This window comes from Burkholderia sp. M6-3, assembly GCF_050858985.1.
Lineage (GTDB): Bacteria > Pseudomonadota > Gammaproteobacteria > Burkholderiales > Burkholderiaceae > Paraburkholderia > Paraburkholderia caledonica.
This window is the reverse complement of record NZ_CP110091.1, coordinates 1,550,966-1,574,001: the sequence shown is the minus strand read 5'-3', so window position 1 is coordinate 1,574,001 and position 23,036 is coordinate 1,550,966. Positions and strand designations below refer to the sequence as shown.

The 23,036-nt window shown below is 62.1% G+C and carries 23 protein-coding genes and 1 riboswitch; of the genes, 8 read left to right on the top strand and 15 right to left on the bottom strand.

Annotated elements, in window-relative coordinates; translation table 11 throughout:
- Positions 1 to 15: 15 nt before the first annotated feature.
- The gene (locus OH764_RS24425) at positions 16 to 552 is read right to left on the bottom strand and encodes an ankyrin repeat domain-containing protein (RefSeq protein WP_498851176.1); all 537 of its coding nucleotides are present in this window, start codon (positions 550 to 552) and stop codon (positions 16 to 18) included.
- A gap of 91 nt (positions 553 to 643) precedes the next feature.
- Entirely contained in the window at positions 644 to 769 is a 126-nt protein-coding gene (locus OH764_RS24420) for a hypothetical protein (RefSeq protein WP_498851175.1), read from the bottom strand.
- Between the two features lie 369 nt (positions 770 to 1,138).
- Here OH764_RS24420 and OH764_RS24415 point away from each other — a divergent pair, with 369 nt between their 5' ends.
- Positions 1,139 to 3,532, top strand: coding sequence for a phosphoketolase family protein (locus tag OH764_RS24415; protein ID WP_498851174.1), 2,394 nt, complete (start codon positions 1,139 to 1,141; stop codon positions 3,530 to 3,532).
- Positions 3,533 to 3,544: 12 nt separating this feature from the next.
- Positions 3,545 to 4,702: an acetate/propionate family kinase gene (locus OH764_RS24410; protein WP_498851173.1), complete on the top strand. Its 1,158-nt coding sequence runs from the start codon at positions 3,545 to 3,547 to the stop codon at positions 4,700 to 4,702.
- Between the two features lie 20 nt (positions 4,703 to 4,722).
- Here the strand turns inward: OH764_RS24410 and OH764_RS24405 are convergent, their stop codons facing one another.
- The 3 genes from OH764_RS24405 to OH764_RS24395 form a co-directional block, all read right to left on the bottom strand.
- Positions 4,723 to 5,001 (bottom strand): BON domain-containing protein, encoded by a 279-nt coding sequence (locus OH764_RS24405; RefSeq protein WP_498851172.1) that lies wholly within the window; start codon positions 4,999 to 5,001, stop codon positions 4,723 to 4,725.
- A 64-nt stretch (positions 5,002 to 5,065) separates the two neighbouring features.
- Positions 5,066 to 6,277 carry a D-amino acid dehydrogenase gene (locus tag OH764_RS24400; protein WP_498851171.1) on the bottom strand — a complete coding sequence of 404 codons (1,212 nt, stop codon included), beginning with the start codon at positions 6,275 to 6,277 and terminating at the stop codon, positions 5,066 to 5,068.
- A 169-nt stretch (positions 6,278 to 6,446) separates the two neighbouring features.
- A riboswitch (glycine riboswitch) is annotated at positions 6,447 to 6,539 on the bottom strand.
- Between the two features lie 56 nt (positions 6,540 to 6,595).
- The gene (locus tag OH764_RS24395) at positions 6,596 to 7,168 is read right to left on the bottom strand and encodes a lipocalin family protein (RefSeq protein ID WP_498851170.1); all 573 of its coding nucleotides are present in this window, start codon (positions 7,166 to 7,168) and stop codon (positions 6,596 to 6,598) included.
- Between the two features lie 204 nt (positions 7,169 to 7,372).
- Here OH764_RS24395 and OH764_RS24390 point away from each other — a divergent pair, with 204 nt between their 5' ends.
- A complete protein-coding gene (locus tag OH764_RS24390; protein ID WP_498851169.1) occupies positions 7,373 to 8,074 on the top strand; it encodes a YceH family protein in 702 nt (233 codons plus the stop codon).
- A gap of 10 nt (positions 8,075 to 8,084) precedes the next feature.
- On the opposite strand, the gene OH764_RS24385 is transcribed toward OH764_RS24390, so the two are convergent.
- Both OH764_RS24385 and OH764_RS24380 read right to left on the bottom strand, forming a co-directional pair.
- Positions 8,085 to 8,603, bottom strand: coding sequence for an SLATT domain-containing protein (locus OH764_RS24385; protein WP_498851168.1), 519 nt, complete (start codon positions 8,601 to 8,603; stop codon positions 8,085 to 8,087).
- 90 nt (positions 8,604 to 8,693) lie between these two features.
- On the bottom strand, positions 8,694 to 9,959 hold the full coding sequence (locus tag OH764_RS24380) for an acyl-CoA dehydrogenase family protein (protein ID WP_498851167.1): 1,266 nt from the start codon (positions 9,957 to 9,959) through the stop codon (positions 8,694 to 8,696).
- Positions 9,960 to 10,366: 407 nt separating this feature from the next.
- Between OH764_RS24380 and OH764_RS24375 the strand changes: the two genes are divergently transcribed.
- A complete protein-coding gene (locus OH764_RS24375) occupies positions 10,367 to 11,521 on the top strand; it encodes a GNAT family N-acetyltransferase (RefSeq protein ID WP_498851166.1) in 1,155 nt (384 codons plus the stop codon).
- On the opposite strand, the gene OH764_RS24370 is transcribed toward OH764_RS24375, so the two are convergent.
- Positions 11,481 to 11,651 carry a hypothetical protein gene (locus tag OH764_RS24370; protein ID WP_498851165.1) on the bottom strand — a complete coding sequence of 57 codons (171 nt, stop codon included), beginning with the start codon at positions 11,649 to 11,651 and terminating at the stop codon, positions 11,481 to 11,483. The two genes, OH764_RS24375 and OH764_RS24370, sit on opposite strands and share 41 nt — an antisense overlap.
- A gap of 250 nt (positions 11,652 to 11,901) precedes the next feature.
- Here OH764_RS24370 and OH764_RS24365 point away from each other — a divergent pair, with 250 nt between their 5' ends.
- Complete coding sequence (locus tag OH764_RS24365) at positions 11,902 to 12,564, top strand: uracil-DNA glycosylase family protein (protein ID WP_498851164.1); 663 nt, start codon at positions 11,902 to 11,904, stop codon at positions 12,562 to 12,564.
- A 50-nt stretch (positions 12,565 to 12,614) separates the two neighbouring features.
- On the opposite strand, the gene OH764_RS24360 is transcribed toward OH764_RS24365, so the two are convergent.
- On the bottom strand, positions 12,615 to 13,535 hold the full coding sequence (locus OH764_RS24360; RefSeq protein WP_498851163.1) for a DUF72 domain-containing protein: 921 nt from the start codon (positions 13,533 to 13,535) through the stop codon (positions 12,615 to 12,617).
- A gap of 190 nt (positions 13,536 to 13,725) precedes the next feature.
- On the opposite strand from OH764_RS24360, the gene OH764_RS24355 reads away from it, so the two are divergent.
- On the top strand, positions 13,726 to 14,034 hold the full coding sequence (locus OH764_RS24355) for a DUF6566 family protein (RefSeq protein WP_498851162.1): 309 nt from the start codon (positions 13,726 to 13,728) through the stop codon (positions 14,032 to 14,034).
- Entirely contained in the window at positions 14,034 to 14,519 is a 486-nt protein-coding gene (locus OH764_RS24350) for a hypothetical protein (protein WP_498851161.1), read from the top strand. Before OH764_RS24355 ends, OH764_RS24350 begins: the two co-directional genes overlap by 1 nt.
- A 42-nt stretch (positions 14,520 to 14,561) precedes the next feature.
- Here OH764_RS24350 and nosR read toward each other — a convergent pair whose 3' ends face one another.
- The 5 genes from nosR to OH764_RS24325 form a co-directional block, all read right to left on the bottom strand.
- Positions 14,562 to 15,923 (bottom strand): response regulator c-di-GMP phosphodiesterase, NosR family, encoded by a 1,362-nt coding sequence (gene nosR, locus OH764_RS24345; protein WP_498851275.1) that lies wholly within the window; start codon positions 15,921 to 15,923, stop codon positions 14,562 to 14,564.
- Positions 15,924 to 16,009: 86 nt separating this feature from the next.
- Positions 16,010 to 16,612 (bottom strand): chemotaxis protein CheC, encoded by a 603-nt coding sequence (locus OH764_RS24340; protein WP_498851160.1) that lies wholly within the window; start codon positions 16,610 to 16,612, stop codon positions 16,010 to 16,012.
- Entirely contained in the window at positions 16,605 to 16,973 is a 369-nt protein-coding gene (locus OH764_RS24335; RefSeq protein WP_020067811.1) for a response regulator, read from the bottom strand. The genes OH764_RS24340 and OH764_RS24335 overlap by 8 nt, the downstream gene beginning before the upstream one ends.
- Before the next feature lie 9 nt (positions 16,974 to 16,982).
- On the bottom strand, positions 16,983 to 18,401 hold the full coding sequence (locus OH764_RS24330; protein ID WP_498851159.1) for an ATP-binding protein: 1,419 nt from the start codon (positions 18,399 to 18,401) through the stop codon (positions 16,983 to 16,985).
- Between the two features lie 638 nt (positions 18,402 to 19,039).
- Positions 19,040 to 20,065, bottom strand: a complete 1,026-nt coding sequence (locus tag OH764_RS24325) for an IS110 family RNA-guided transposase (RefSeq protein WP_498847422.1) — start codon at positions 20,063 to 20,065, stop codon at positions 19,040 to 19,042.
- A 113-nt stretch (positions 20,066 to 20,178) separates the two neighbouring features.
- On the opposite strand from OH764_RS24325, the gene OH764_RS24320 reads away from it, so the two are divergent.
- Complete coding sequence (locus tag OH764_RS24320) at positions 20,179 to 21,201, top strand: IS110 family RNA-guided transposase (protein ID WP_498847421.1); 1,023 nt, start codon at positions 20,179 to 20,181, stop codon at positions 21,199 to 21,201.
- A 228-nt stretch (positions 21,202 to 21,429) separates the two neighbouring features.
- On the opposite strand, the gene OH764_RS24315 is transcribed toward OH764_RS24320, so the two are convergent.
- On the bottom strand, positions 21,430 to 23,028 hold the full coding sequence (locus OH764_RS24315) for an alpha-amylase family protein (protein WP_498851158.1): 1,599 nt from the start codon (positions 23,026 to 23,028) through the stop codon (positions 21,430 to 21,432).
- Positions 23,029 to 23,036: the final 8 nt, after the last annotated feature.

Here is a 23,036-nt window from a genome sequence, read left to right as displayed (position 1 = left end):
CGAGCATCACGTGCGTCACGAGTCCTGCGCTTTCAGCCTGGCTTGTGCATCCGCAGCGCCCATTCTGCCGGCCGCATCGAGCGCGCTCGTTCCGCTGGCATCGCGTGCATTGCGGTTTGCTCCGTGCGCGATCAGCATGTCCATGATCGCTGTGCGGTTGAACATCGCGGCCACCATCAGTGCAGTGCGTCCGTCGGGCGACGCGCCTTCGACATCGGCCCCGTGCGAGAGCAAGGTTTCGACCACAGCGTCGAAGCCCTTGAAGGCCGCGCCCGCAAGTGGAGTCTGCCCGTTATTGTTGCGCAGGTCCGGATCTGCGCCGCGTTCGAGCAGCGTGCGCACGGCATCGACATGTCCGTGATAGCTTGCGAGCATCAACAGACTGTCGCCCTTGTCATTGCGTAAATTCGGCGGCACGCCTTTTTCGATCACCGCTGCGAGCATGGCGGCGTCGCCGGCACGCGCGAGATCGAACACCTGCTGCGCGACTTCGAGCAACTGCGGGTCAATGGCTTGCGGGGAAGGAGGGGACGGGTCGGCTGGGTTAGTCAATGAAACCTCCTTGCAATAAAGCTGCGCGCTTCGGCGCATGAACATCGGCAGCATACACAGATTGTGCAGGCACCGCGCGCACCGCGCGTTGCTAAACGGCGCCGACGAGTTTTACCAGCAAGCCGAACACGCCAACCAGAACGGCCACGCCCGCGCACAGCAGCATAAGCGCGACAAGAAGAACCAGCGGCGCTTTAAAACGGTTGGGTGTCGGCATGATCAATGTGTATGGTTAAGGACGAATCGGCGAACAGACGACACTGCAGCGTGACGGGAACAACGAGATCTCGTCGTCGCGATCCACAGCTTAAGCGTTTCGCGCAATACCCGCAGCAAGGCTGGCGTAAGACTTGCAGCGCGATGCGCGACGACGGCGAGTCTTGAGCAGCATCAAGCTTTTCGCACAGCGTCCCGAACGATGATGCGTGCATCCGGTCACACCGCTGGCGACCGGCGCGCAACGGCACACTATCCTCCATTAGCGCTCTACGCACCACGCGGCTGTCATGACAAACGCATGACGTTCATCCGCGAAGCTTCGCAACCTCCGTCAACCTGCCTGACAGTCCTTACGAGGAGTGACGCCATGGCTGAGACAACCTCCCGAGCCACCCCGCCGCAAACGCTAGACCCCGATACGCTGCGCAACATGGATCGCTACTGGCGCGCGTGCAACTATCTGTCCGCCGGCATGATCTATTTGCGCGATAACCCGTTGCTGCGCGAGCCGCTGAAGCCCGAACACATCAAGAATCGTTTGCTCGGACACTGGGGCTCGGACCCTGGACAGAGCTTTCTGCTCGTCCATCTGAACAGGGTGATCAAGAAGCTCGACCTGAATGTGATCTTCATTTCGGGCCCAGGCCATGGCGCGCCTGCCACGCTCGCCAATTGTTATCTGGAAGGACACTATTCGGAAATCTATCCGGACCGCAGTGAAGATGAAGCCGGTATGCGGCGCTTTTTTCGTCAGTTTTCGTTTCCGGGCGGCATCGGCTCGCATTGCACGCCCGAAACGCCCGGGTCTATCCATGAAGGCGGCGAACTGGGCTACAGCCTGTCGCACGGCTACGGTGCCGCATTCGACAACCCGGACCTGATCGTCGCGGTAATGGTCGGCGACGGCGAGGCCGAAACCGGTCCGCTCGCCACGTCATGGCATTCGAACAAGTTCCTCAATCCGATCCGCGACGGCGCGGTGCTGCCGGTTCTGCATCTGAATGGCTACAAGATTGCGAACCCGACCGTGCTCGCGCGGATTCCACGCGAAGAACTCGAAGCGCTGCTTACCGGATACGGACACAAGCCGTATTTCGTCGAAGGGGACGATCCCGAGGTCATGCATCAGCAGATGGCGGCCACGCTCGAACAGTGCGTCGGCGAAATCCGCGCGATCCAGCAGCATGCACGCGATAACAACGACCCGACGCGGCCGCGCTGGCCGATGATCGTGCTGCGCTCGCCGAAAGGCTGGACCGGTCCCAAGGAAGTCGACGGCCACAAGGTGGAAGGCTCATGGCGCGCGCATCAGGTGCCGATTGCCGATCCCGTGACGAACAGTAAGAGCCTCAAACTGGTAGAAGCCTGGCTGCGCAGTTATCAGCCTGAAGCGCTGTTCGACGCTTCCGGCCGCCTCGTTGAAGAGTTGCGCGAACTCGCGCCGAAGGGCGCGCGCCGCATCAGCGCCAATCCGCATGCGAACGGCGGCGCGCTATGCAAGACGCTCGATATGCCCGCGTTTCGCGACTATGCGGTCGACGTGAAAAAGCCCGCGTCCGCATACACGTCGCCGACTCAGGTGCTTGGCGAGTTTTTGCGCGATGTCATGCGCAACAACATGACCAACTTCCGCGTGTTCGGGCCGGACGAAACCGCAAGCAACAAGCTGACTGCCATCTATGAAGCATCGAGCAAGACGTGGCTCGCGGCGGGCGACGCCGGCGATGCGGACGGCGGCGCGCTGTCGGCCGACGGCCGCGTGATGGAAATGCTCAGCGAACACACGCTGGAAGGCTGGTTCGAAGGTTACGTGCTAACAGGGCGGCATGGACTCTTCGCCACTTATGAAGCCTTCGTGCACGTGATCGATTCGATGTTCAACCAGCACGCGAAGTGGCTGGAAAAAGCGAAGCGCGAGCTGGGCTGGCGTCAGCCGGTGCCGTCGATCAACCTGCTGATCACGTCGCTCGTATGGCGACAGGATCACAACGGTTTCACGCATCAGGACCCCGGCTTTCTCGACGTGGTGACGAACAAGAGCCCTGATGTGGTGCGAATCTACATGCCGCCCGACGCGAACTGCCTGCTCAGTGTGGCCGATCACTGCCTGCGTTCGCGCGACTACGTGAACGTGATCGTCGCCGACAAGCAGCCGCACCTGCAGTATCTCGACATGGACGCAGCCGTTACGCATTGCACGAAGGGCATCGGCATCTGGGACTGGGCGTCGACCGATCAGGGTGCCGAGCCGGATGTGGTGATCGGCTGCGCGGGCGACATCGCGACGATGGAAGCGCTCGCCGCCGTCGAGATCCTCAAGGAGCGCTTCCCCGATCTGAAAATCCGTTTCGTCAACGTGGTCGATCTGTTCCGGCTGATGCCCGAGCATGCGCATCCGCATGGTCTGACGAACCGTGACTTCGATTCGCTGTTCACGACGAGCAAGCCGGTGATCTTCAATTTCCATTCGTATGCGTCGCTGGTTCACAAGCTGACCTACAACCGGACGAATCACGAGAACCTGCATGTGCACGGTTATCACGAGAAGGGCAACATCAACACGCCGCTCGAACTCGCGATCATCAATCAGGTGGACCGTTTCTCGCTGGCTATCGACGTGATCGACCGCGTGCCGAAGCTGCGCGGTGTCGGCGACCATGCGAAGGAATGGCTGCGCGGCCAGATTATCGAGCATCTGAATTACGCGCATGCCGAGGGCATCGACAAGGAAGAAATCCGCAACTGGACGTGGAAAAGCTGAGCGAGGCCCGTTATGACCACTCAGGACGGCGCTTCGCCGCATACCATTCTCGTGCTGAACAGCGGATCGTCGTCGCTGAAGTTCGGGCTGTTCGAGCATTCTGGCGACGACGAATCGCTGCTGCTCGAAGGCAGCGCGCAAGGCATCGGCCGCCGCGACGGCCGCTTGCGGATCGCGGCTCCCGACGGGCGCGTGCTCGTCCAGGAGGAGCATGTGCTGGAGTCGCAAACCGACGCATTGCAGAAGCTTTCCACCGTGCTCGCCCAGCAACGTCATGAGCAGCCCACGGCGGTCGGCCACCGTGTGGTGCACGGCGGCCCGCACTTACGCTCGCATCAGCGGCTGACGCCCGAGGTCCGCCGCCGCTTGCAGGATGCAGTGCATTTCGCGCCGCTGCATATTCCGCCCGCGCTCGATCTGATCGACGAAGCGCAGAAGATTTTCGGCGGCGCGCAGCACTTCGCCTGCTTCGACACCGCCTTTCATGCGACGCTGCCTCCGCGCGCCGCGCAACTCGCGTTACCGCGGCGCTATGCGCAGGCCGGTGTGATTCGCTACGGATTTCACGGGCTGTCGTATGAATCGCTCATCGCCCAGCTTGGCGCTACGTTGCCGGCGCGGGTGGTGTGCGCGCATCTCGGGAACGGTTCGAGCGTGTGCGCATTGCGCGACGGCCGCTCGGTCGATACATCGATGGGCATGACGCCGACCGGCGGCGTGCCAATGGGCACGCGTTGCGGCGACCTCGACCCGGGCGTGCTGTTATATCTGATGCGAGTGGAGAAACTAGACGCAAACGGGCTGGAAACGCTGCTGAACCGGCACAGCGGCCTGGCCGGTTACGCCGATGGCGAGAGCGACATGCAGGCGCTCGAGCAACGCGCGGCGGCGGGCGACCCGCATGCGTCGCTGGCGCTCGACGCGTTTGCGACCGCGGTGCGCAAAACCATTGGCGGATATGCGGCTTTGCTGGGCGGCATCGATCTGCTGGTGTTCACCGGCGGCATCGGCGAGCACAGCGTGCAGATGCGCAAACGGATCTGCGAGGGGCTGTCGTTTCTCGGCCTTGATGAAGGCGACGCCTCGGGCAAGGTGAGGGTGCTTCATACCGAAGAAGAGAAGCAGATCGCGAGGCATTGCCGCGCGTTGCTGCGTGCCGATCGAGGTTGAGCGGGTTGAATCGGCTCTGCTCAAGGGTGCTTAACGACTAGCCGATCGCATACAGCCGCGACGCCGAACAGGCGCGTCACGTCTTCGAGCGCCGCGATTCGCTGGGCGTCGTGTTCGAGTTGGCCGTTGAGCACGATGCGCCCGTTGCTGACTTCCACGGTGATCGTGTGTTCAGGAACCGCGGCGTCCCATGCGAGCCGCCGCGTCGCCTCTTCGCTAATCTGCTCGTCGCTCAGACGCGCGCCGTCCGCGCCGTCGGGGGCGGCGCTGTCCGGATTGCGAAAGCCCGAATGAGCCATGGTTTTCAAGGTCAAGACGCGGATAGCACAACACTAGCAGATGCGGCGTCTTCGTGGCGGCGGGCTACTCAATCGCGCGCGCCACCGCCTGCGCCGTTGCGGCCGACAGCGTCCAGCCGAGGTGGCCGTGCCCGGTGTTATAGAACACGCCTCGCCGTTTTCCGCGTCCGACCTTGGGCAGCATGCTCGGCAGCATCGGCCGCAAGCCAGCCCACGGGATGACACGCGCGGTCGATACCTCGGGGAAATGCCGCCGCGTCCAGTCTACTAGCGGAGCAATCCGGGCGGAGCGGATATCGCGATTGAAGCCGTTGATCTCCGCCGTGCCCGCGACGCGAAAGCGGTCGGCGCCGAGCCGGCTCGTCACGATCTTCGCGCTGTCGTCGAGCAGGCTGACCCACGGTGCACGCTGCCTGCTCGTTGCATCGTCGAGACAAACGGTGATCGAATAGCCTTTGACCGGATACACGTTCACGTGGTCGCCGAGCATCGCCGCAAAATCGCGGCTTTTCACGCCCGCGCACACGACGATCCGCTCGAAGCCAAAGCGCTGCGTCTCGCCTTCGAGGTGGGCAGTGAGCGAGAAGCGACCTTCGGCGGGTTGCTCGATCGACATGATTTCCGCATCGTAATGGAACTGCACGCCGTGGCGCACGCATGCATCGGCGAGACCGCGCGTGAACTTGTGGATGTCGCCTGTCGAATCGGACGGCGTGAAAAAGCCGCCGTAAAAATCGCCGCGCAGCGCGGGCTCGATGCGCTGCACTTCGCTCGCCGTCACCGCGCTGCGCTCGAGTCCGCCTTCGCGCAGCAGGTCATTCACCTTGGACGCCGCGTCAAACTCCTTGCGCGTCTTGTAGACGTGCAGAATGCCGCGCTGTTCGAGATCGAAGTCGATGCCTTCCTGCTCGGCAATCGAAAACAGATGCTCGCGCGCGGCGATGGCTAGCCGCACTGTTTCGACGGTGTTGGCCCGGTAGTGGGGAATTTGCCGCAGGAATTCGCCCATCCACGAATACTTGTGCCACGTGGGCACAGGATTGAGCAGCAGCGGGGCGTCGCGCGTGAACATCCAGCGCAGGCCTTTCAGAACAGTGGCCATGCTGTTCCATACTTCTGCATTGCTGGCCGACAGTTGGCCTCCGTTGGCGAACGAGGTTTCCATCGCCGCATAGCGATGACGTTCGAACACGGTGACGTGGTGGCCGCATTGGGCGAGGGCGTGCGCGGTCGTAACGCCGGTAATGCCGGCGCCGATAATGGCGATTCGTGACATGACATGGTCCAGAGTAGTTGAGCACCACCGGGTTCGATTTCGTGCGAAACCGGTGCCGATGCCCCATCTGTCCATGTACCTGAGAGTTTCTTCCCGGCGCTGCGCGAAAACGCTGTATGTGCGCGGGAATCCCCTTCGGTGGGCGCGCGCGGCGCCGCTCTCCAGATGTTCCTGCTGCGCGGTCCTTTTGCCTGAGAGTTTCCGGGGCGGTTGCTCCGTCGGCGTCGCCCTGGTTTCAGACGATCTCTCCCGCGCTGCTTTGCAGAACGCCACGACGATACCGGGCAAAATTTTTCCCGGCAAGTGTTTTCTGGCGCGCTAGCCGAGCTGCGTGATGCGCAACATCGACGTGTCGTAGCCAAGCGCACGCACTCGATCGATCAACCCGTCTTTCACGCTTGCGGCCGGTTTCGCTTCACGCGTCAGAATCCACAGATAGCGCCCGCTCGGTTCGCCGACGATCGACCAGCTGTAGTCGTCGGCGTGATCCAGCACCCAGTAATTGCCGACGAAGAACGGGCCGAAGAACGACACCTTCAGCTTCGCGTTGTTCGATCCGGCTACCACCTTCGCTCGTCCCTTCGAGGCGTCCAGCGGGCCTTCAACTCCACCCTTGTGGCAACTGTTGGTCACGTCGATCAGGCCGTCTTCACGCGCGCCGTAGTCGGCGGTCACCGCCTCGCAGCCTTTTTCGAAGCGGTTTTCATAGCGCGCCAGTTCGTACCAGCGGCCCAGATAGCGCCCGAGGTCGACCGGCTTGGCGGGCTCGGGCACGCGCGCGTTGCCGCTCTTGCCGCCTGGACTTAGCGCACAGGCGCCGAGCAGGCACACGGCACCCACCGCGAGGGAGATGGCGCTCACGCGCAGGACCGACTGTGAACGCATTGGCATTAAACACTCCGTGTCGAGAAAGACGATGAGAAAGCAGACCTCGTGCCCAGCGCCGGCTCACGCGCCGCGGTCCGTCGCGGCGATTCATGCGCTGTCAGGGCTCGGGCCGTTTATCATAGTGCCCACCAAGAGAAAAGTGCCACCTCGCAGAGCGATGGTAAGGCGTGTTATCCACGACCACATCGGCACATGCCGCTACATCAAATGAATTCGACTCCCGACGCTCCGTCCCGTCCTGCCATCCGCGCATTAACCTTGCTCGAGGGTCGCGTGCTTGGCGTGCTCGTCGAAAAACAGCACACGGTGCCCGACAGTTATCCGCTCTCGCTCAATGCGCTGACGTTGGGCTGCAATCAGAAGACCGGCCGCTCGCCTGTCATGAACGCGACTGAGGCCGAAGTACTAACGGCACTCGACGGTCTGAAACGGCTAAGCCTCGTGATGGAAGGCAGTAGCAGCCGTGTGCCGCGCTTCGAGCACAACATGAATCGCGTGCTCGGTCTGCCGAGCCAGTCGGCGGCGTTGCTGACCACATTGTTGCTTCGCGGCCCGCAGACGGCGGCGGAGTTGCGTCTGAACAGCGCGCGCTTGCATGGCTTCGCCGATATCTCGTCGGTCGAGGCGTTTCTCGACGAGCTCGCCGCGAACGATCCGCCGCGCGTCGTCAAACTGCCTCGCACGCCGGGCGAGCGCGAAAATAGATGGATGCATCTGCTATGCGGCGAAGTGAACCTGAGCGAGTTCGCGCAGTCGGGCGGCAGCGAGGACGAAACCGTGCCGCTGTCCACGTTCGAAGCGGTGAAGGCCGAGCAGAAACGGCTTGCCGATCAGGTCAACCGTCTTCAGGGAGTGGTACGACGCATGGCAGCCGAACTGGGCATCGACGCGAACGATCTCGATGCCTGACGCCGGCCGCTCAGGTTTCGGTGCCGCGCCGCGGATCTGCGGATAACGCTCGCTGAGTACGGTAAAAGTTGCGCGGCGGCACATTGGGCGAGTCTTGTGCAAGCCGGTCGAGTTCGTCGCGAATCGCGGTCAGATAGTGGCCGTCGCGCGCGTCGGCGTCGCCCGCAAAAACCGATTCGAGCCGCCGCCGCACCGCGCCATACCGCGCGCCGGCGGCGCGATGTTTTTCTGCGCGCTCCGCATAACGCATATACGTTTGCAACGCCGACGACAGCGCGGCGATCACGCTCACGAGGCCGACCAGAATCCTGATCTCCAGCGAAACTGCGGCCGTGTTCAGCGATGCAAACACCGCCGTGCCCACGAACGCTGCCAATACGGTAACGAGCCAGCCGACCCGACGGTCGCGTGCGGACAACAGATCGGCCATGTCGTAGTGGCTCATTTGCGATTCGCGCGCTCGCCGGATCCATTTCAGCAACAGTTGCTGTTCATCGACTGGCGGCTCATAGGCTGGCAGGTTCTTCATGGGGCTCGTCAGGGCAGTTGCGTGCCGCGCGACGCGCGCATGCACTGACGCTACTGTGCCACATGAAAGCGCGGCCCGGCGCGCTGCCGCTCATGCGGCCACGGCTGTCGGCCGGGCAACGGCGAAGCGTTCGTTGTGCGCGTTGCCATTCAGGTAGAAGTCGCCGATGGCGGCCTCGCGAATGATCGCCGGGTTGTGCGACGCGAGCACTCGCGCATTGCGCCAGTAGCGGTCGAAGCGCCGCGTTTCACTGGTCGCGGATGCGCCGCCCACTTCGAATAGCAGCGTGGCGGCCTGCAAGGTCTGCTCGATCGCGATCTGCTGCGCCTGAAAGGTCTGAATGTCGAGGCGAATGTAGGTGTCTTCGGTGGTGCGTCCTTCCTGTCGCGCGACCAATACTTCGTCGATGGCGCGCGCGAGCGACGCGCTAACGCTTTGGGTCGAATAGGCGAGACTGGCAAGTCGGCCGACCACGCGATGCACGAGCGGATTGTCGCGTGGACTCGATTCACCTGGGATACCGAAGGTTCTCGTCTTGCCCTGCGTAAAGGCCACTGCGTCGCGCAGCGCGGCACGGCTGATGCCAGCCAGATTCGCGACGTGCAGGGCCTGGTAGTACGAGGTGAGCACACTGTTGCGGCGCGGCGCCGACGCGTCGTAGCGCCGATACACGTTCTCTCGCGTGACAGGTACATGATTGAAGCGCGCGGTGCCGCTGCCCGTCAGACGCTGGCCAAAGCCGTCCCAGTCGTCGATACGCTCGAGGCCCGGCGTGTCGGCGGCGACCAGCACGCGCACGTCGCTTTGTCCGTCGTGCGCGGTTACGTCGACCCAGTCCGCGTACAGCGTGCCCGTGGTGTAGTACTTCTCTCCGTCGAGATGCCACGCGCCGGCGGATGGCGTGAGACGCACGCTGTTGTTCGTGCCAGCCGTGCGCTCGGCCACTGCGCCGCCGATTATCTGCCCTTGCGCGACGCGGGTGAGCCAGCGGTCGCGTAACGCGTCGTCGCCATATTCCAGCAGCGATTCGATGAAACCGCCGTGCACGCGCAAAATTTGCGGCAGGTTCGAGTCGGCTTCGCCAAGGCGTGTGACGAGCACGAGGAATTCGCTCAGCGACACGCCTTCGCCGCCATATTGTTTCGGCACGCGCAGCTTCGTATAGCCGGCTTCGCGTAGCCACTCCACGGGTTCGTAGGCCAGCTCGCGATGGCGTTCGCGATGCACCGCGCCTTGCGCGATGCGTGCGAAGACTGGCGCGAAACGGCGGGTAAGCGCATTGTCGTCGAAAAGCTGGGCGGCGTCGGCAATGCCGGCCGCAGAGGCCGGGTCGGCATGCGATGTGGGCGCGGACATGGATTCTCCGTAGTGAGGCGCGCAATGCGCAATCCGTCAACGGTACGGCATGACATGCGCTGCGGGCAACGAAGCATTTGGCCGATTCTTAGCAGCGGGAAAGAAATGGCTCGCGCGCATCCTTGCTGCATGGCCCGTATGGTGCGTTTTGGTCCTTATGGTCCTTATGGGCCGCATAGTCCCATCGTCCCCATGCTCGCGACGGACTCACGACCCGCGCAGCGTGCGGCCCCGCACACACGCTGCGAGGCATGCGGTGCATGCTCGCAATACCAGCGATACCCGCCATAACCGCCATAACCGCCACACCCGCTTGAACCCGGGCGGCCGCTTGCGCCTGCTCCGTCGAGCGCTCGGCAACACGGGGTGCAAAAGCGCCAACCGTGTCCGGCATTCTGTGAGACCGCATGAACGAGACAACGCATCGTACGCGGCGCTACGACATCATCACCGACGAAGCGCAATTCCACGCGCTACAGCCAGAATGGGACGCGCTGTGGACGCGTGCGCAAGGCTACTACTATCAATCGTTCAGTTACTGCTGGCTCGCATGGCAGCATGTCTCGAAGCCGCACGGACGCATGCTCAAATGCATCGTCTGCCGCGAAGACGGGCAGCTCGTCATGATCTGGCCGCTCGAAACAGTCAAGCGTGCGTTATGGACGTACCTCGTGCCGCTCGGACCCGAAGGCGGCGACTACACGAGCGTGCTGGTTACGGATGACGCATCGGCCCCGGCGTTGATCGAAGGCGCATGGAACATGGCGCGCCGCCGCTGCGGAGCGGACTTCATTCACATGCCGTATGTTCGCGAGACGCTCGATCTTCACAAGCTCGTGTCGCGCGAACGCCGGGTGCTGTTCTGCGAGCCTCACCAGGCGTCGGCTGCGCGTTTGCACGGGCAGGGCACGTGGGACGAGTATTGCCGGTCGCTTGGCACGCTATTCGGCAAACGGCCCGGCGGCTTCGTCAAGCGTTTGTCGAAAGAAGGCACCGTGGCCGTGCGCGTCGTCGATCCGGCCGACGAGGGCGAGACCGCGTCGATCATCGAATGGATGTTCAACTGCAAGCGCAGCTGGAGCGATCGCGTCGGCAAACGCAGTGTGTGGCTCGACTCGCCGGAGTTCGAGCGCTTTCTAGTCAAGCTGATTTATTCGCCCGACGTGCCTTCGATGGCGCGCCTGATCGTCGTCACGCTGAACGAGGCACCGGTAGCGGGCATTATCGTGAGTCTCGGCAATCCGTGGGCAAGCGCGATTTTCGCCGGCTACGATCCGTACTACGGCAAATGCTGTCCCGGTCTGATCGCGGTCGAAGAATGCGTGAAGTGGGCGTTCAACAACGGCTTCGATCTGGACTTTGGCGTCGGCGCGGAGCGCTTCAAGGCCTATTGGGCGCGCGGCGAAGCGTCGACGGCATGGACCACGCAGATCGTCAACTCGCACTGGGGATGGCTGGCGATTCGAGCGCGCCGGTTCGCCCGCGCACTCGCGGCCCGCGTGAGCGGGTCGGCTCGAACCGCTACGACCGGTCCCGATTCCGCGCTCGCGTCGCGCCAGTAATCACGGCGATACCGAAGAGAATCACGGCCACGATCGCGACAACGTGCTGCGCGACATGTAGCGCCGTTAATCCCCACGCGACGCCGCCAATGAAAATGATCCATCCGACGAGGTAGATAAGCAGAGTCATCGTTTCTCCTTGTGGTTTCGGCCGATGGCGACGGTCGTCCGCCTTGCAGAATTTACCGTGCGCGCCGATGAGCCGCTGGCATCGCCCCGAGACGGCGGGCGGGCGTGCAGAAACGCCACCGCCGCCAGACGATCAGCGGGACTAACTCCAAGCACATTGCGCGCCTGACCTGGCCCATTATGCGGCTGTGACCGGAATGCGATTTGCTTAGCCACGGTGTCTGCAGCACAAAAGCGCGATGCATTGAACCATGGTGACAACCAAGCGAACAACCCGACGTACGCCGGCAGCGGACGACGAAACATCGGCGCAGCCCGAAGTCGACCCCGATCAGCAGCCGGCGACGCTCGACGACTGCCGCCGCTGTCCGCTTTGGGCCAACGCCACGCAAGGCGTGCCCGGCGCCGGCCCGCGCCGCGCGCCGATCATGATGGTCGGCGAACAGCCCGGCGATAAGGAAGATCTGCAAGGCTTGCCCTTTGTCGGACCGGCCGGAGCATTACTCGACGACGCGCTCGTTGAGGCCGGCGTCGGCAGGAAGGAAGTCTATGTCACCAATGCGGTCAAGCATTTCAAGTGGACGCCTCGCGGCAAGCGCCGCATGCACAAAACGCCGGGGCAACGCGAAGTGGATGCGTGCCATTACTGGCTTGATCGGGAACTGGAGAGCGTGGGCGCTCATGTGATTGTCGCGTTGGGTGCGACCGCATTGAGAGCCGTGCTCGAAGATCCCAAAACGCGCTTGCAGGATGCGATCGGCAAAGTGATCGAGCATGACGGGCGTTTGGTGATCGCAACGTATCACCCGTCGTTTGCACTGCGTGCGCCCGATCCCGAGACGCGACATCGCGCCTATGCGGCGATTGTGTCCGCGCTACAGGACGCGAGGAAACTCTCGCAGCGGCACAAGTAGACGCGCGCCGCGCCTTCTCTGTCCGCATCGTGTCGTCCTGACGCCGCCCGTCACGCGGCCTTCATTCCGTCGCCCTGGTGCGCGTGCAGGCCCAGGCGCTCCATCAACCGTTGCGCGTCGAAGGGCGCATTCGTCTTTGCGTCGTTGTCGAAGTAGCAGTACACGTCGCGCGTTGCCGCGCGTGGCGGCTGCAGGTCCGGCGCGGCGAGGCGGGCATCGGCGGGCTGAGTGCCGCGGCCCCACGACTCAATTCTCCGCGCCCACCGTTCAAGCGATGCATCCGAGTATTCACCGGAATACTTGGTTTCGGTGCCATGCAGGCGGATATAGACGAAACCCGCGCTCAGGTCTTCGAACTGCGGCCATGCTTCGGTCGAATCCGACACGACGAGCGCGACCTTATGACGGCGAAGCAGCTTGATGAACGCAGGGTCGACGAAGCTCTCATGACGCACTTCCACCGCATGACGCAGTTTGCGCTTGCGGTCGATTTCCAGATACGGTGTCTTGACTCGCTGATCGTGCTGCTGCGCGAGCGACAGCGCCGCCTCCGTGTCGCGAGGCAGCAGCGTCAGGAAACGCTCCATATGCTGCGGGTCGAAACGCAACGAGGGCGGAAATTGCCACAGTAACGGCCCGAGTTTGTCTTTCAGCGCGAGCAGCCCCTGGGCGAAGAAATTTGCGCACGCGACGGTTGCCGTTTCGTCGCGAAACCGCAAAAGATGAGTCAGATAACGCGCGCCTTTCACGCTGAAAATAAAACCCGGCGGGGTTTCGTCGTACCAGTGCTGCCAACTGTCGAGCGATTGCAGGCTGTAGTGCGTGCCATTGATTTCGATTGTCTGCATCAGTCCCGACGCGTACCGCAATTCGGTGGCCTGTTTAAGTCCCTCAGGATAGAAAGTGCCGCGCCATCCTTTATAGCGCCATCCGGAAATGCCTATGAGAACCTCGCCTGTGGTGCTTTTCACGTTAATGCTCGAATGGTTTTGGGTGTGGACTTGAATCTGATGACAACACGCGCGAGCAATGGCTGTGCCATCACGCGGCACATGCGTTGCTGCGTAGACTTCTGTGTAGAAGTCGGGGTGGACATATCCGGTAGCGAATCCGCCGACACTGCATCGCACGAACAAGTCTGGCAAACACTCGGAGGCACGCATGGAAGGCACCGGTTCCCGCAGCACGGATATCGAGACGCAAACCGACGGCACCCTGCGCGTGACGCATCGCGGCGTGCAGATCGTTGTCAGTGCGAAGCAGAACGATCGCGGCGCATGGGTCGCGCAAATCGGCGCGTCCGTCGACGGAAAGCCGTTTGCATTACCTGATGTCGAACCGGTCACACCAGAATGGACGACACAAGCCGAGGCACTGCGCGACGGGGTCGAGCGCGGCTGCTACCTCGTCGAGCGAAGCAGCGCCGGTCGCGGCCTTGAAGACTCCGCGCACGGAACGGGAGAAAGCTGATGAACCGCCTTGCCAATCTCGTATGCCGCGCGACGGTGTCCGGCACCGCGGCGGGCAGCGCCGCCGCCGTCACGGCAGCCGCACGGGCCACCAGCGACGGCAGCACGCCGTACGCGCCGCTGAACGCGGTCACTCACTGCTTGTGGCCGCGCCGCGCGTTCACTGAAACCGGCTTGAGTGCGCGCTTCACGCTTACGGGTCTGACGATTCATCAGGCGTCGGCCATCTTCTGGGGCGTGTTGTTCGAAGGACTGCTCGACCGCTGGCAATGCCACGTCAATCGCAGACCCCGCATCGCGGAAGTCGCCGCTGCCGCGGCAACCACGGCGGCCGTTGCCTATGCGGTCGACTACCACGCGGTGCCGAGCCGGCTCACGCCCGGATTCGAAGCGCATCTGTCAAAACGCTCGATGTTTTACGTGTACGCCGCGCTCGCTGCGGGCTTTGCCGCCGCCGCGCTGTGCCGCGGCACGCGCGACGAATGAGTTGACAATCGCTCCACCGCACGACGGGGCACACGCTCACGGTCACGCGGCCTGCGCCTTGCGGGCATCCGTCGCGCGTTCGACGAGAATCACGAAAGGCTCGCCCTCGTGTATTTCAAAGCGCCGGATTTGCGCGACCTGTTCGGCGGAAAGTACTTTGCCCTTCGTCATTAGCAGCGTGCCGCGCGACGTGCGCAGATCGTCGGCTAGTTTCATCCCTTCTTTCAGATTCGAGGCATCCACGCGGTCGGGCACGCCTTCGGGCCTCAATTCGGCATGCTGTGTCAGCAACTCGATGTATTTCTCCGCAATCGCGGGGTCGTAGCGAATACCTGTCTGCGCGCGCACTGTAGAAATGATCTGCGCGTCGCTCATCTTTTGCGGCGCAATGACGCCGATACGCAAGTCTTCGGCGTCGCGCGCCAAAGCAAGCACGCGCGCGCCCAACGGGATCAATCCGCCGACGAGGCCATCGGGCGTACCGCGTCCATCATAACGCTCGTATTGGTGGCGGATCATGCTTTGCACCGCGCTCAGTTGCGAAACGGGCGTGAGCGCCATCTGGCCATGCAGCGGATGAAGCTGGTAGAGCTTCGCTTCCTGCGGTTGCAGCTTCGCGATCGGCGTTTTAAGCAAAGCGTCGGGCAGAAAAAGCTTGCCGATGCCGTGCAGCAACCCCGCCATCAGCAGTTCGTTGCACGCATAGTCGCTCAGGCCGAGTGCGGTGCCGATCTGCCTCGCTGTCTCTCCGATCCGTGCCGAATGACCGGGCAGGCCGCAGCGCATTTCCACCATGTTCGCGCAGACCTTCACCATCGTCAGGAAGTTGCTTTTCAGATCGTGCTCGGCACCTTCGAGAAACATCACGGTCTGGCGGATCTCTTCAGTGCGCGCGTGGACCTCGCGTTCGAGTTCCATGTTGAACGACGACAGCTTTTCATTCTGCTCCTGCAACAGCGCCGTTAGCCGCTCGGCCTTGCGTTGCAACGCGAGTTGTTCCAGCGCGCGCTGAACCGTGAGCAGCAGGTCCTGGTCGTCCCAAGGCTTGTGCAGATAGTGATAGACATGACCCTCGTTGACAGCGCGCACGACCGCCTCGACTTCTGAATAGCCGGTAAGCAGGATGCGGATCGTATCTGGCGCAACGGCTCGTGAGCGCGACAGGAATTCGGCGCCGTCCATGTTCGGCATGCGCATGTCGGAGATGATCACGTCGACATGTGCGGCTTCGAGCAGGGTAAGCGCTTCCGCGCCGCTGTTGGCGCTGAGCACCTCGTATTTGAGCGGCCGCAGCAAGCGTTTGAGTGACGAAATCACGCCGGGCTCGTCGTCCACCAGTAGCAACGAGGGGACGGGCGAGGTGCCGGCATTGAGAGCTTGAATGCCCGGGTCGACGGGGTTCATCGAATTGCCGGTTGCCTGTAGGTCAGACATGGTCATCCTCATCGATTATTTTCGCGTCGCAGCGCGCGTTGCATCATTAGCCCGAACTACAGGGCTTCGAGAAAGTGGTCGAGCGCTTGCGTCATTCCGCGAATGGCCGCATCCGGTAGCAGCAGCACCATGCGCGCGGCGAAGCCGCCTTCCTCCATCGTGAAGTGAATCTCCAGCAACAGCGCCATCTGCCACCGGCCGCAAGGCACCAGTCCGCCCTGCTTGTTCCCGGAAGGTGGCAACAACGTGGGTTGCGAGAAGCAGATATGCCACCCCAACTGCTCGAAAACGCTTCGTACACATGCGCCGACCAGCAGGTTGGTGATGTCGCACAGCACTTCGATCTGGGTGTCGGGATCGCCGGCGTCATGTCCCATCAGTTGCTGCAGTTCGCGCTGACCGTCTTTGCCGACGAGCACGATCGCTTCGCCGGATATATCGGACTGGAACGCCTGGCGCACGGGCGGCAATTCGCCGTCGCCCTGCGGGCTCAACAGGACGCGCAACTGGTCGACGCCGACGAGCCGGATATCAGGCACGGCAAGCGTGACGAACGCGCCGAGCAGTTTTGCCAGCGCCGCGGCAGCCTTGCCCATGCCGACGTTGCAGATTTCCTGCAACGCGTCGCGCTGGTCTTCGTTCAGAGTCTGTTCATTCATGGAGACCGTACTCCGCGAGAATCGGCCGGATCGCCTCGGGCGATACCGGCTTGGCAACAAAGCCGATCGCGCCGAGCGCCTTTGCGCGCTCGACAGCGCCGGACTGCACGTCCGCCGACACCACGATCACGAATGTGTCGAGTCCTTCGTGCTGGATCGCTTCGAGCACCTGGAAGCCGTTCATTACCGGCATGGTCAGATCGAGGAACATCACCGCGGCCTTGCCCGCTCGATAAAGGTCGAGTGCGGCCGCTCCATCGGATGCCTGGGTAATTTCGATGTCCCAGCCCTCGGGCAGCGAGCGGATCAATAGCTTGCGGGCGAGCGTCGAATCGTCGACAACGAGGACGGGCAATGGCATGGAATCACCTCACGTGGCTGCCGGTAACTGCGCTGTCAGCGCGATTTGATCTACCGCATCGGTTTGAGCAAGCGCATCGGGATTGGCGGCTTCTTCGCGCAAGGCGCCATCGACCGGCAACGTGACGCGAAACGTCGTGCCCTGGCCGACGGCGCTGGCCACGGAAATCGTGCCGCGATGCGCGTTGACGATTCCGTAGGTCACTGACAAACCGAGGCCGGTCCCCTGACCAACGGGCTTCGTCGTGAAGAACGGGTCGAAGATGCGTTTCAGGTGCTTGGGCGGAATCCCGCATCCCGCATCGGCGACTTCGAACCACACGCGTGACGCATCGGCTGGATCGACGCCGGTGCGTACCGTGATCGTGCCGAGCGGCGCGCCGTGCTGCTCGTGATTGCCGCCGTAGGCCTGCGCGGCGTTCACCACGAGATTGAGCACCACCTGGCTGATCTGCGAGGGGATACAGTGCACGAGCGGAATCTGCGCATAGTCGCGGACGAGATTCGCGCGGTACTTCACTTCGTTATGGACGATGTTCAGTGTCGACTCGATGCAGCGGTGAATGTCGGCGCGTTCCCACACGTGCGTGCTGTCGATGCGCGAGAAGTCGCGCAGATCGACCACTATCGTGCGCACGCGTGCGAGTCCTTCTCTCGACTCCTGTACGAGCGTCGGCGCATCGCCGAGCAAATATTCGAGGTCCGCCTGTTCCGCGAGCGCGCACATGTCGTTCTTCAATGCGGGCGCGGACTCGCTTACCATGCGCTCGATATCCGCTGCATAGCGGATCAGCGTCTTCACGTAACCGTCGAGCGTGTTCAGATTGGACAGTACGAAGCCGACCGGATTGTTGATCTCATGCGCGACGCCCGCCGCGAGTTGACCAATCGCGGCGAGTTTTTCCGATTGGAGCAATTGCTGGTGCGCGTGCTCCAGTTCCTCGTTGAGCGAGGTGAGCTGTTCGTTGCGCTCGGTCAATTCGGCGAGTGCGCTGGTGACCGCTTTCTCGCGATCCTTAAGCTCGCCGTACGCGATGCAGACATCAGTCGTATCGACTATCGCGATGCCGACCGCGACCACTTCGCCGTGCTCATCCTCGATTGGAATGAAGCTGCAGTTCTGGCGCATTGCGTCGATCGTTCCGGTGATCGGGCGCGAGTGCTCGAAACGGAACAGATACGGCCGATGCTCCCACGACGAGTAAGCGGGCGTGCCTAATACGAACACGCCCTCGATCTTTCTTTGAAGCCACTGCTGCGGCAATTCCGGGAAAGTGTCGAGCAAATTTTCGCCGACCACGGACTGCGCTGAACGTCCGCTGTGCGATTGCATGAAGCGATTCCATGTGAGGATGCGTAACTCGCGGTCGACCGAGAAAACACCGCTATTGATCCGCTCGACAATGGCTTCCGACAGATTCGTTTTCACCGAGAAGGCCCGTGAATGACAACGCCGGCAACGTGTGATCGCGGGCCCGTCAAGCGCTCATGCTCTGAAGACCGGCGTCGCTGCCATGAGTGAATTAACGGAGCGTACGGCGCCGGGACTAAGCGGTATTTACCCTGAGTCAAAGCGCATGGCGGGCGGTGCGGGGCAGCAGCGCGGGCATCGATGAAGGCTTAACGATGCTTTGGCCTGCATCGAAAGAGGGCTCGCGCGGGCGATTCAACGTGAAGGAGTCAACGTGAAGCTCAGATAGATGGTATGAACGCCACCCTCCCGTCGCGGTCGTTTCGGCTCTGAACACTGAAGTGCCTTTGGAGGTACTGGGTCCCTCCAGAACGCAACGGCATCAATGTGCCAAATCTATGGTCCACCCCGTTTTTGCAACTATGATCTTCGATGGCGAGTTGGCTTGCTTAAATCTATTCGGCGTCATTGTGGGGATCGCTCCCCGCGCCACGATGAGATTCGCGCCTGACGATCCTTAACAGTGGATCGGCTTCGAAAAGCCTCTTTGGCACTCAGGTTCTTCGGCAGGCCGCTGCGCCGTTCACGTCATCAATTTTCAGTCGTCGCAAAACCAGTTGGGTGATTGTGTTAAGTAAAGATGAAGCTGTGTTCGTTCAGATCGGGTGAGTTGCGTAGCTGGCGTCGAATGTGGTTCGGCGCGCAACAATCGCCCAGGCCGTTCGGGCCAGCTTGTTGGCGAGCGCACACGCCACCACGTTTGAATGTCGTTGAGCGAGCATTGCGCGGACCCAGTCTGCCAGGCGACCGGTTCGTTTCTCCAACCCTCGCATGTAGGCTCGGGCGCACAGGACGAGCAGACGCCTGACATTTTTGTCGCCGCGCCGGCTGATCCCAAGAAGATTGGTCTTGCCGCCCGTACTGAATTGCCGGGGCACGAGCCCAACCGATGCCGCAAAATCGCGACTGCATCGGTACTGCCTTGCGTCGCCCATCTTTGCGGCCAACGCGCTTGCGGTGACCGGGCCGACTCCCGGGATGCTCATCAGGCGCTGTCCGACCTCGTCGTCGGCGAGCTGACGTGCAAGCTCCTGGTCAATCTCACCGATCTGTTCTTCAAGGTACTTGAAGTGCTGATGGAGGCGTTCGAGGATCGCAACCAGTCTTGGCGGCAGTTCATGCATAGCGAGCACAGACGGCAGACGTGTGACGGCAGTGTTGCCTACCGGCAGACTGATGCCGAACTCGAGAAGAAAGCCATGCATCTGGTTGACGGTTCTGGTCCGCTCGCGCACCATCGATTCACGTACACGGTGCAGCACCGAAAGCGTCTGTTGCGACTCAGTCTTCGGAATTACGAATCTCATCGCCGGGCGCGACGCAGCTTCGCAGATCGCCTCTGCATCGACGAAATCATTCTTGTTCGATTTGACGAATGGCCTGACGAACTGCGGCGAGATCAGGCGCACCGTGTGCCCGAACTCGGCCAGCTTCCGCGCCATATGATGCGAACCGGCGCAGGCCTCCATGACGACGGTACAGGCATGGAAAGTCGCGAAGAATTCGATCAGTTGTTTGCGGCTCATCTTTTTACGAAACAAAGCCTTGCCTTTCGCATCTTGCCCATGCAGGTGAAAGCTGTGTTTGCCAAGATCGATACCAACGAGCGTAACGTCGTCCATGGTGGCCTCCAGTTCGGTATGAACACTGCCAGCCTAACCTGTCCAGCGAGGTGGGGTGGACCATCCCATTAGTGGAAGTTGTCGCGACCACTTGAGGGAACGGAGGGACCATCATGAATGCTACGACGTTCGGGCTCGATATTGCAAAGCGCACGTTCCAGATGTATTGGATCGAAGCGGAAACCGGAGAGGTTGTGAACCGGCGATTCACGAAGCAACAGCTTATAGAATTCCTTGGCCAGCGAGCGGCCAGTCGGGTGGCCTTGGAAGCCTGCGGGAGTGCGCACTGGTGGGCGCGCAAGATTGCGGCGCTAGGTCATCAAGTCGTATTGCTGCATGCACGGTTCATTCGCCCGTTCGTCCAGAATAACAAGACCGACGCAACAGATGCTCGTGCAATCTGGACGGCAGCGCAGCAACCCGGCATGCGGTCCGTAGCACCGAAGACCGCAGATCAGCAGGCCATGCTCGGATTGCATCGCATCCGTTCACTGCTGGTCAAGTCACGTACCATGCAGGTCAACCAGTTGCGCGGCCTGCTGTATGAATTTGGCGTAACGCTGAGAGCGGGACGTCTCGCGGGCTTGGCCGAGGTCCGCGAGCGACTGGGTGAAATTGAGCAGATCGTTCCGGGCACATTGTTCTGTGCGCTGCGCGACCAGCTTCAGTTCATTGAACGCATCGAAGCCGAGATCCGCAAGCTCGAGCGGCAGATCGTTGTCTGGCAGCGGCAAGAGGCAGCATGTCGACGGCTTTCGACGATCCCGGGTATTGGGCCATTGACGGCGACAGCCCTGGTCGCGACGATCGGCGATCCCGCCGCGTTCAAATCGGGACGAGAACTTGCCGCATACCTCGGCCTGGTGCCCAGGCAAAGCGGTACCGGCGGAAAGGTGCGATTGGGCGGCATAAGCAAGCGCGGCGACAGCTATATTCGGATGCTGCTGATCCACGGTGCACGTGCGGTCCTCTTCAAAAGCAGGAGCAAGGAGGCCTGGTGCGAGCAACTGTCGCGACGTCGACCTGCGAACGTGGTTGCAGTCGCACTGGCAAGCAAGATGGCGCGGACAGCGTGGTCGCTGCTGGCGAACAACCGCACGTATCAAAAAGACTACGCACTACAAAAGACAGCCTGAAAAATTTCCGCATCGCGCGAGCCATGCAGAAAGGTTGCGAAGGTTGGTAATGATGTGATGGCGAGACAGGTTGGTCCGCAAGAACGCAAACCTGATTGACGCTGAGCGCTTCGAGCGCGCTAGATAGCAGAGGTCGTTCTTGGCGAATTCCATCAGGGCACGCAGGCTCGGCCTGCAGATGCCGGATATAAGCCTGCAACCAAATCCCTGTCGAACGTCGCAGCGTTATTACCTTGCAAGCCGGGCGGCGTTCATATAAGCGGCAATGATCGCTTCTGCGCCGGCCAGACGATAACCGCTTTCCGGAAGTGCTTGCCCCTCGCGGCCCGCGAGCGTGGATAACAGCACTATGCCGGAGCGCGGCTCCATCACCGCATTCGCTGCACCCATGTTCAGCGCGATAAATAGCCGCTGCCCGCGATAATGCCGCTCATAAGTGAGCACATCGCCCGAGGCGGCGACGTTTTCAATCGCGCCCAGCACGAGCGCCGCATTGCTGCGCCGCAACCTGAGCAGCCGGCGATAGAGCGACAGCATGCTCGATGGATCGCCGTCCTGCGCGCGCACGCTGGTGTCCGTCGAGATTGGTAACCATGACCTGCCGTTTGTAAAACCGGCACCCGGCAGCGCGGCATCCCACTGCATCGGCGTGCGCTCCGGATCGCGTCCCTGGCCGATACCGGGCTGCCGGAGCTCGGCCGGGTCCTGCACCTGATCGGGCGGAATCTCGCCGTCTGCCATGCCGATTTCATCGCCGTAGTAAAGCGTCGGCGTGCCGCGCAGTGTCAGCAGCAGCACAGCCGCCACGCGTGCCTGCGCCGCGCCCACGCGCGACGCCACGCGCGGATTGTCGTGGTTGCCCAGCACCCAGTTGGGCCAGGCATGTTCGGGCAACGCACTGTCGTAATCGCGGATCATGCGTGCGATTTCGCCCGCATTCCACGCCGCATTCAGCAACTGGAAGTTGAACGGCATGTCCGCGCCATCGCCGTTCGCGCCGTAGTACCTGACGAGTTGTGGAACGGGCAGATAGATTTCGCCAATCAATACGCGCTCCCCGTACTCGTCGAGCGTCGCGCGCATTGAACGCACGATCTGATGCACTTCGGGCTGGTCTTCGGTGTAGGTCTGCAATTGCCGATGATGCTCCGGCTGGCCCGGCTCATACGCGGGATTTGGCGGGTTGTCGCGAAACTGCGCGTCTTTGATCAGCAGCCACAGCACGTCGACGCGAAAACCGTCCACGCCGCGATCGAGCCAGAACCGCAACACGTCGTCCATTGCCCGGCGCACCTGAGGGTTGCGCCAGTTCAGATCCGGCTGCTCGCGCAGAAACGCGTGGTAGTAGTACTGGCCGGTGCGATCATCGCATTCCCACGCGGAGCCGCCCATGCGGCTCAGCCAGTTGTTCGGCGGGCCGCCATCGGGCGCGGGGTCGCGCCACAAATACCAGTCGCGCTTAGGGTTGTCGCGTGACGAGCGGCTTTCCTCGAACCATGGGTGCCGGTCCGACGAATGGTTCGGCACGAAGTCGAGCAGCACCTTCAGGCCCAGTTCGTGAGCCCGGTCCGCGAATTGCTTGAAGTCGCCGAGGGTGCCGAACATCGGGTCGATATCGCAGTAGTCGGCGACGTCGTAACCGAAGTCGGCCATGGGCGACGGGTAGATCGGCGAAAGCCAGACTGCGTCGACGCCCAGCCCGGCGAGATACGGAAGACGCGAAGTGATGCCGGCGAGGTCGCCGATGCCGTCGCCGTTGCTGTCCTGAAACGAGCGCGGATAGATCTGGTAGATCACCCCGCGTTGCCACCATGCCAGTTCCGACATTGCAATTC

What these genes read in the sequence shown, in the direction of transcription:
- OH764_RS24405 (WP_498851172.1), bottom strand. Translation starts at nt 5,001, where the DNA reads ATGGCTCATTCGGGCTTTCGCAATCCGGACAGCGCCGCCCCCGACGGC.
- nosR (WP_498851275.1), bottom strand. Translation starts at nt 15,923, where the DNA reads ATGAACCCCGTCGACCCGGGCATTCAAGCTCTCAATGCCGGCACCTCG.
- OH764_RS24375 (WP_498851166.1), top strand. Translation starts at nt 10,367, where the DNA reads ATGAACGAGACAACGCATCGTACGCGGCGCTACGACATCATCACCGAC.
- OH764_RS24385 (WP_498851168.1), bottom strand. Translation starts at nt 8,603, where the DNA reads ATGAAGAACCTGCCAGCCTATGAGCCGCCAGTCGATGAACAGCAACTG.
- OH764_RS24380 (WP_498851167.1), bottom strand. Translation starts at nt 9,959, where the DNA reads ATGTCCGCGCCCACATCGCATGCCGACCCGGCCTCTGCGGCCGGCATT.
- OH764_RS24335 (WP_020067811.1), bottom strand. Translation starts at nt 16,973, where the DNA reads ATGCCATTGCCCGTCCTCGTTGTCGACGATTCGACGCTCGCCCGCAAG.
- OH764_RS24355 (WP_498851162.1), top strand. Translation starts at nt 13,726, where the DNA reads ATGGAAGGCACCGGTTCCCGCAGCACGGATATCGAGACGCAAACCGAC.
- OH764_RS24420 (WP_498851175.1), bottom strand. Translation starts at nt 769, where the DNA reads ATGCCGACACCCAACCGTTTTAAAGCGCCGCTGGTTCTTCTTGTCGCG.
- OH764_RS24370 (WP_498851165.1), bottom strand. Translation starts at nt 11,651, where the DNA reads ATGACTCTGCTTATCTACCTCGTCGGATGGATCATTTTCATTGGCGGC.
- OH764_RS24315 (WP_498851158.1), bottom strand. Translation starts at nt 23,028, where the DNA reads ATGTCGGAACTGGCATGGTGGCAACGCGGGGTGATCTACCAGATCTAT.
- OH764_RS24395 (WP_498851170.1), bottom strand. Translation starts at nt 7,168, where the DNA reads ATGCCAATGCGTTCACAGTCGGTCCTGCGCGTGAGCGCCATCTCCCTC.
- OH764_RS24400 (WP_498851171.1), bottom strand. Translation starts at nt 6,277, where the DNA reads ATGTCACGAATCGCCATTATCGGCGCCGGCATTACCGGCGTTACGACC.
- OH764_RS24365 (WP_498851164.1), top strand. Translation starts at nt 11,902, where the DNA reads ATGGTGACAACCAAGCGAACAACCCGACGTACGCCGGCAGCGGACGAC.
- OH764_RS24415 (WP_498851174.1), top strand. Translation starts at nt 1,139, where the DNA reads ATGGCTGAGACAACCTCCCGAGCCACCCCGCCGCAAACGCTAGACCCC.
- OH764_RS24410 (WP_498851173.1), top strand. Translation starts at nt 3,545, where the DNA reads ATGACCACTCAGGACGGCGCTTCGCCGCATACCATTCTCGTGCTGAAC.
- OH764_RS24350 (WP_498851161.1), top strand. Translation starts at nt 14,034, where the DNA reads ATGAACCGCCTTGCCAATCTCGTATGCCGCGCGACGGTGTCCGGCACC.
- OH764_RS24320 (WP_498847421.1), top strand. Translation starts at nt 20,179, where the DNA reads ATGAATGCTACGACGTTCGGGCTCGATATTGCAAAGCGCACGTTCCAG.
- OH764_RS24325 (WP_498847422.1), bottom strand. Translation starts at nt 20,065, where the DNA reads ATGGACGACGTTACGCTCGTTGGTATCGATCTTGGCAAACACAGCTTT.
- OH764_RS24390 (WP_498851169.1), top strand. Translation starts at nt 7,373, where the DNA reads ATGAATTCGACTCCCGACGCTCCGTCCCGTCCTGCCATCCGCGCATTA.
- OH764_RS24340 (WP_498851160.1), bottom strand. Translation starts at nt 16,612, where the DNA reads ATGAATGAACAGACTCTGAACGAAGACCAGCGCGACGCGTTGCAGGAA.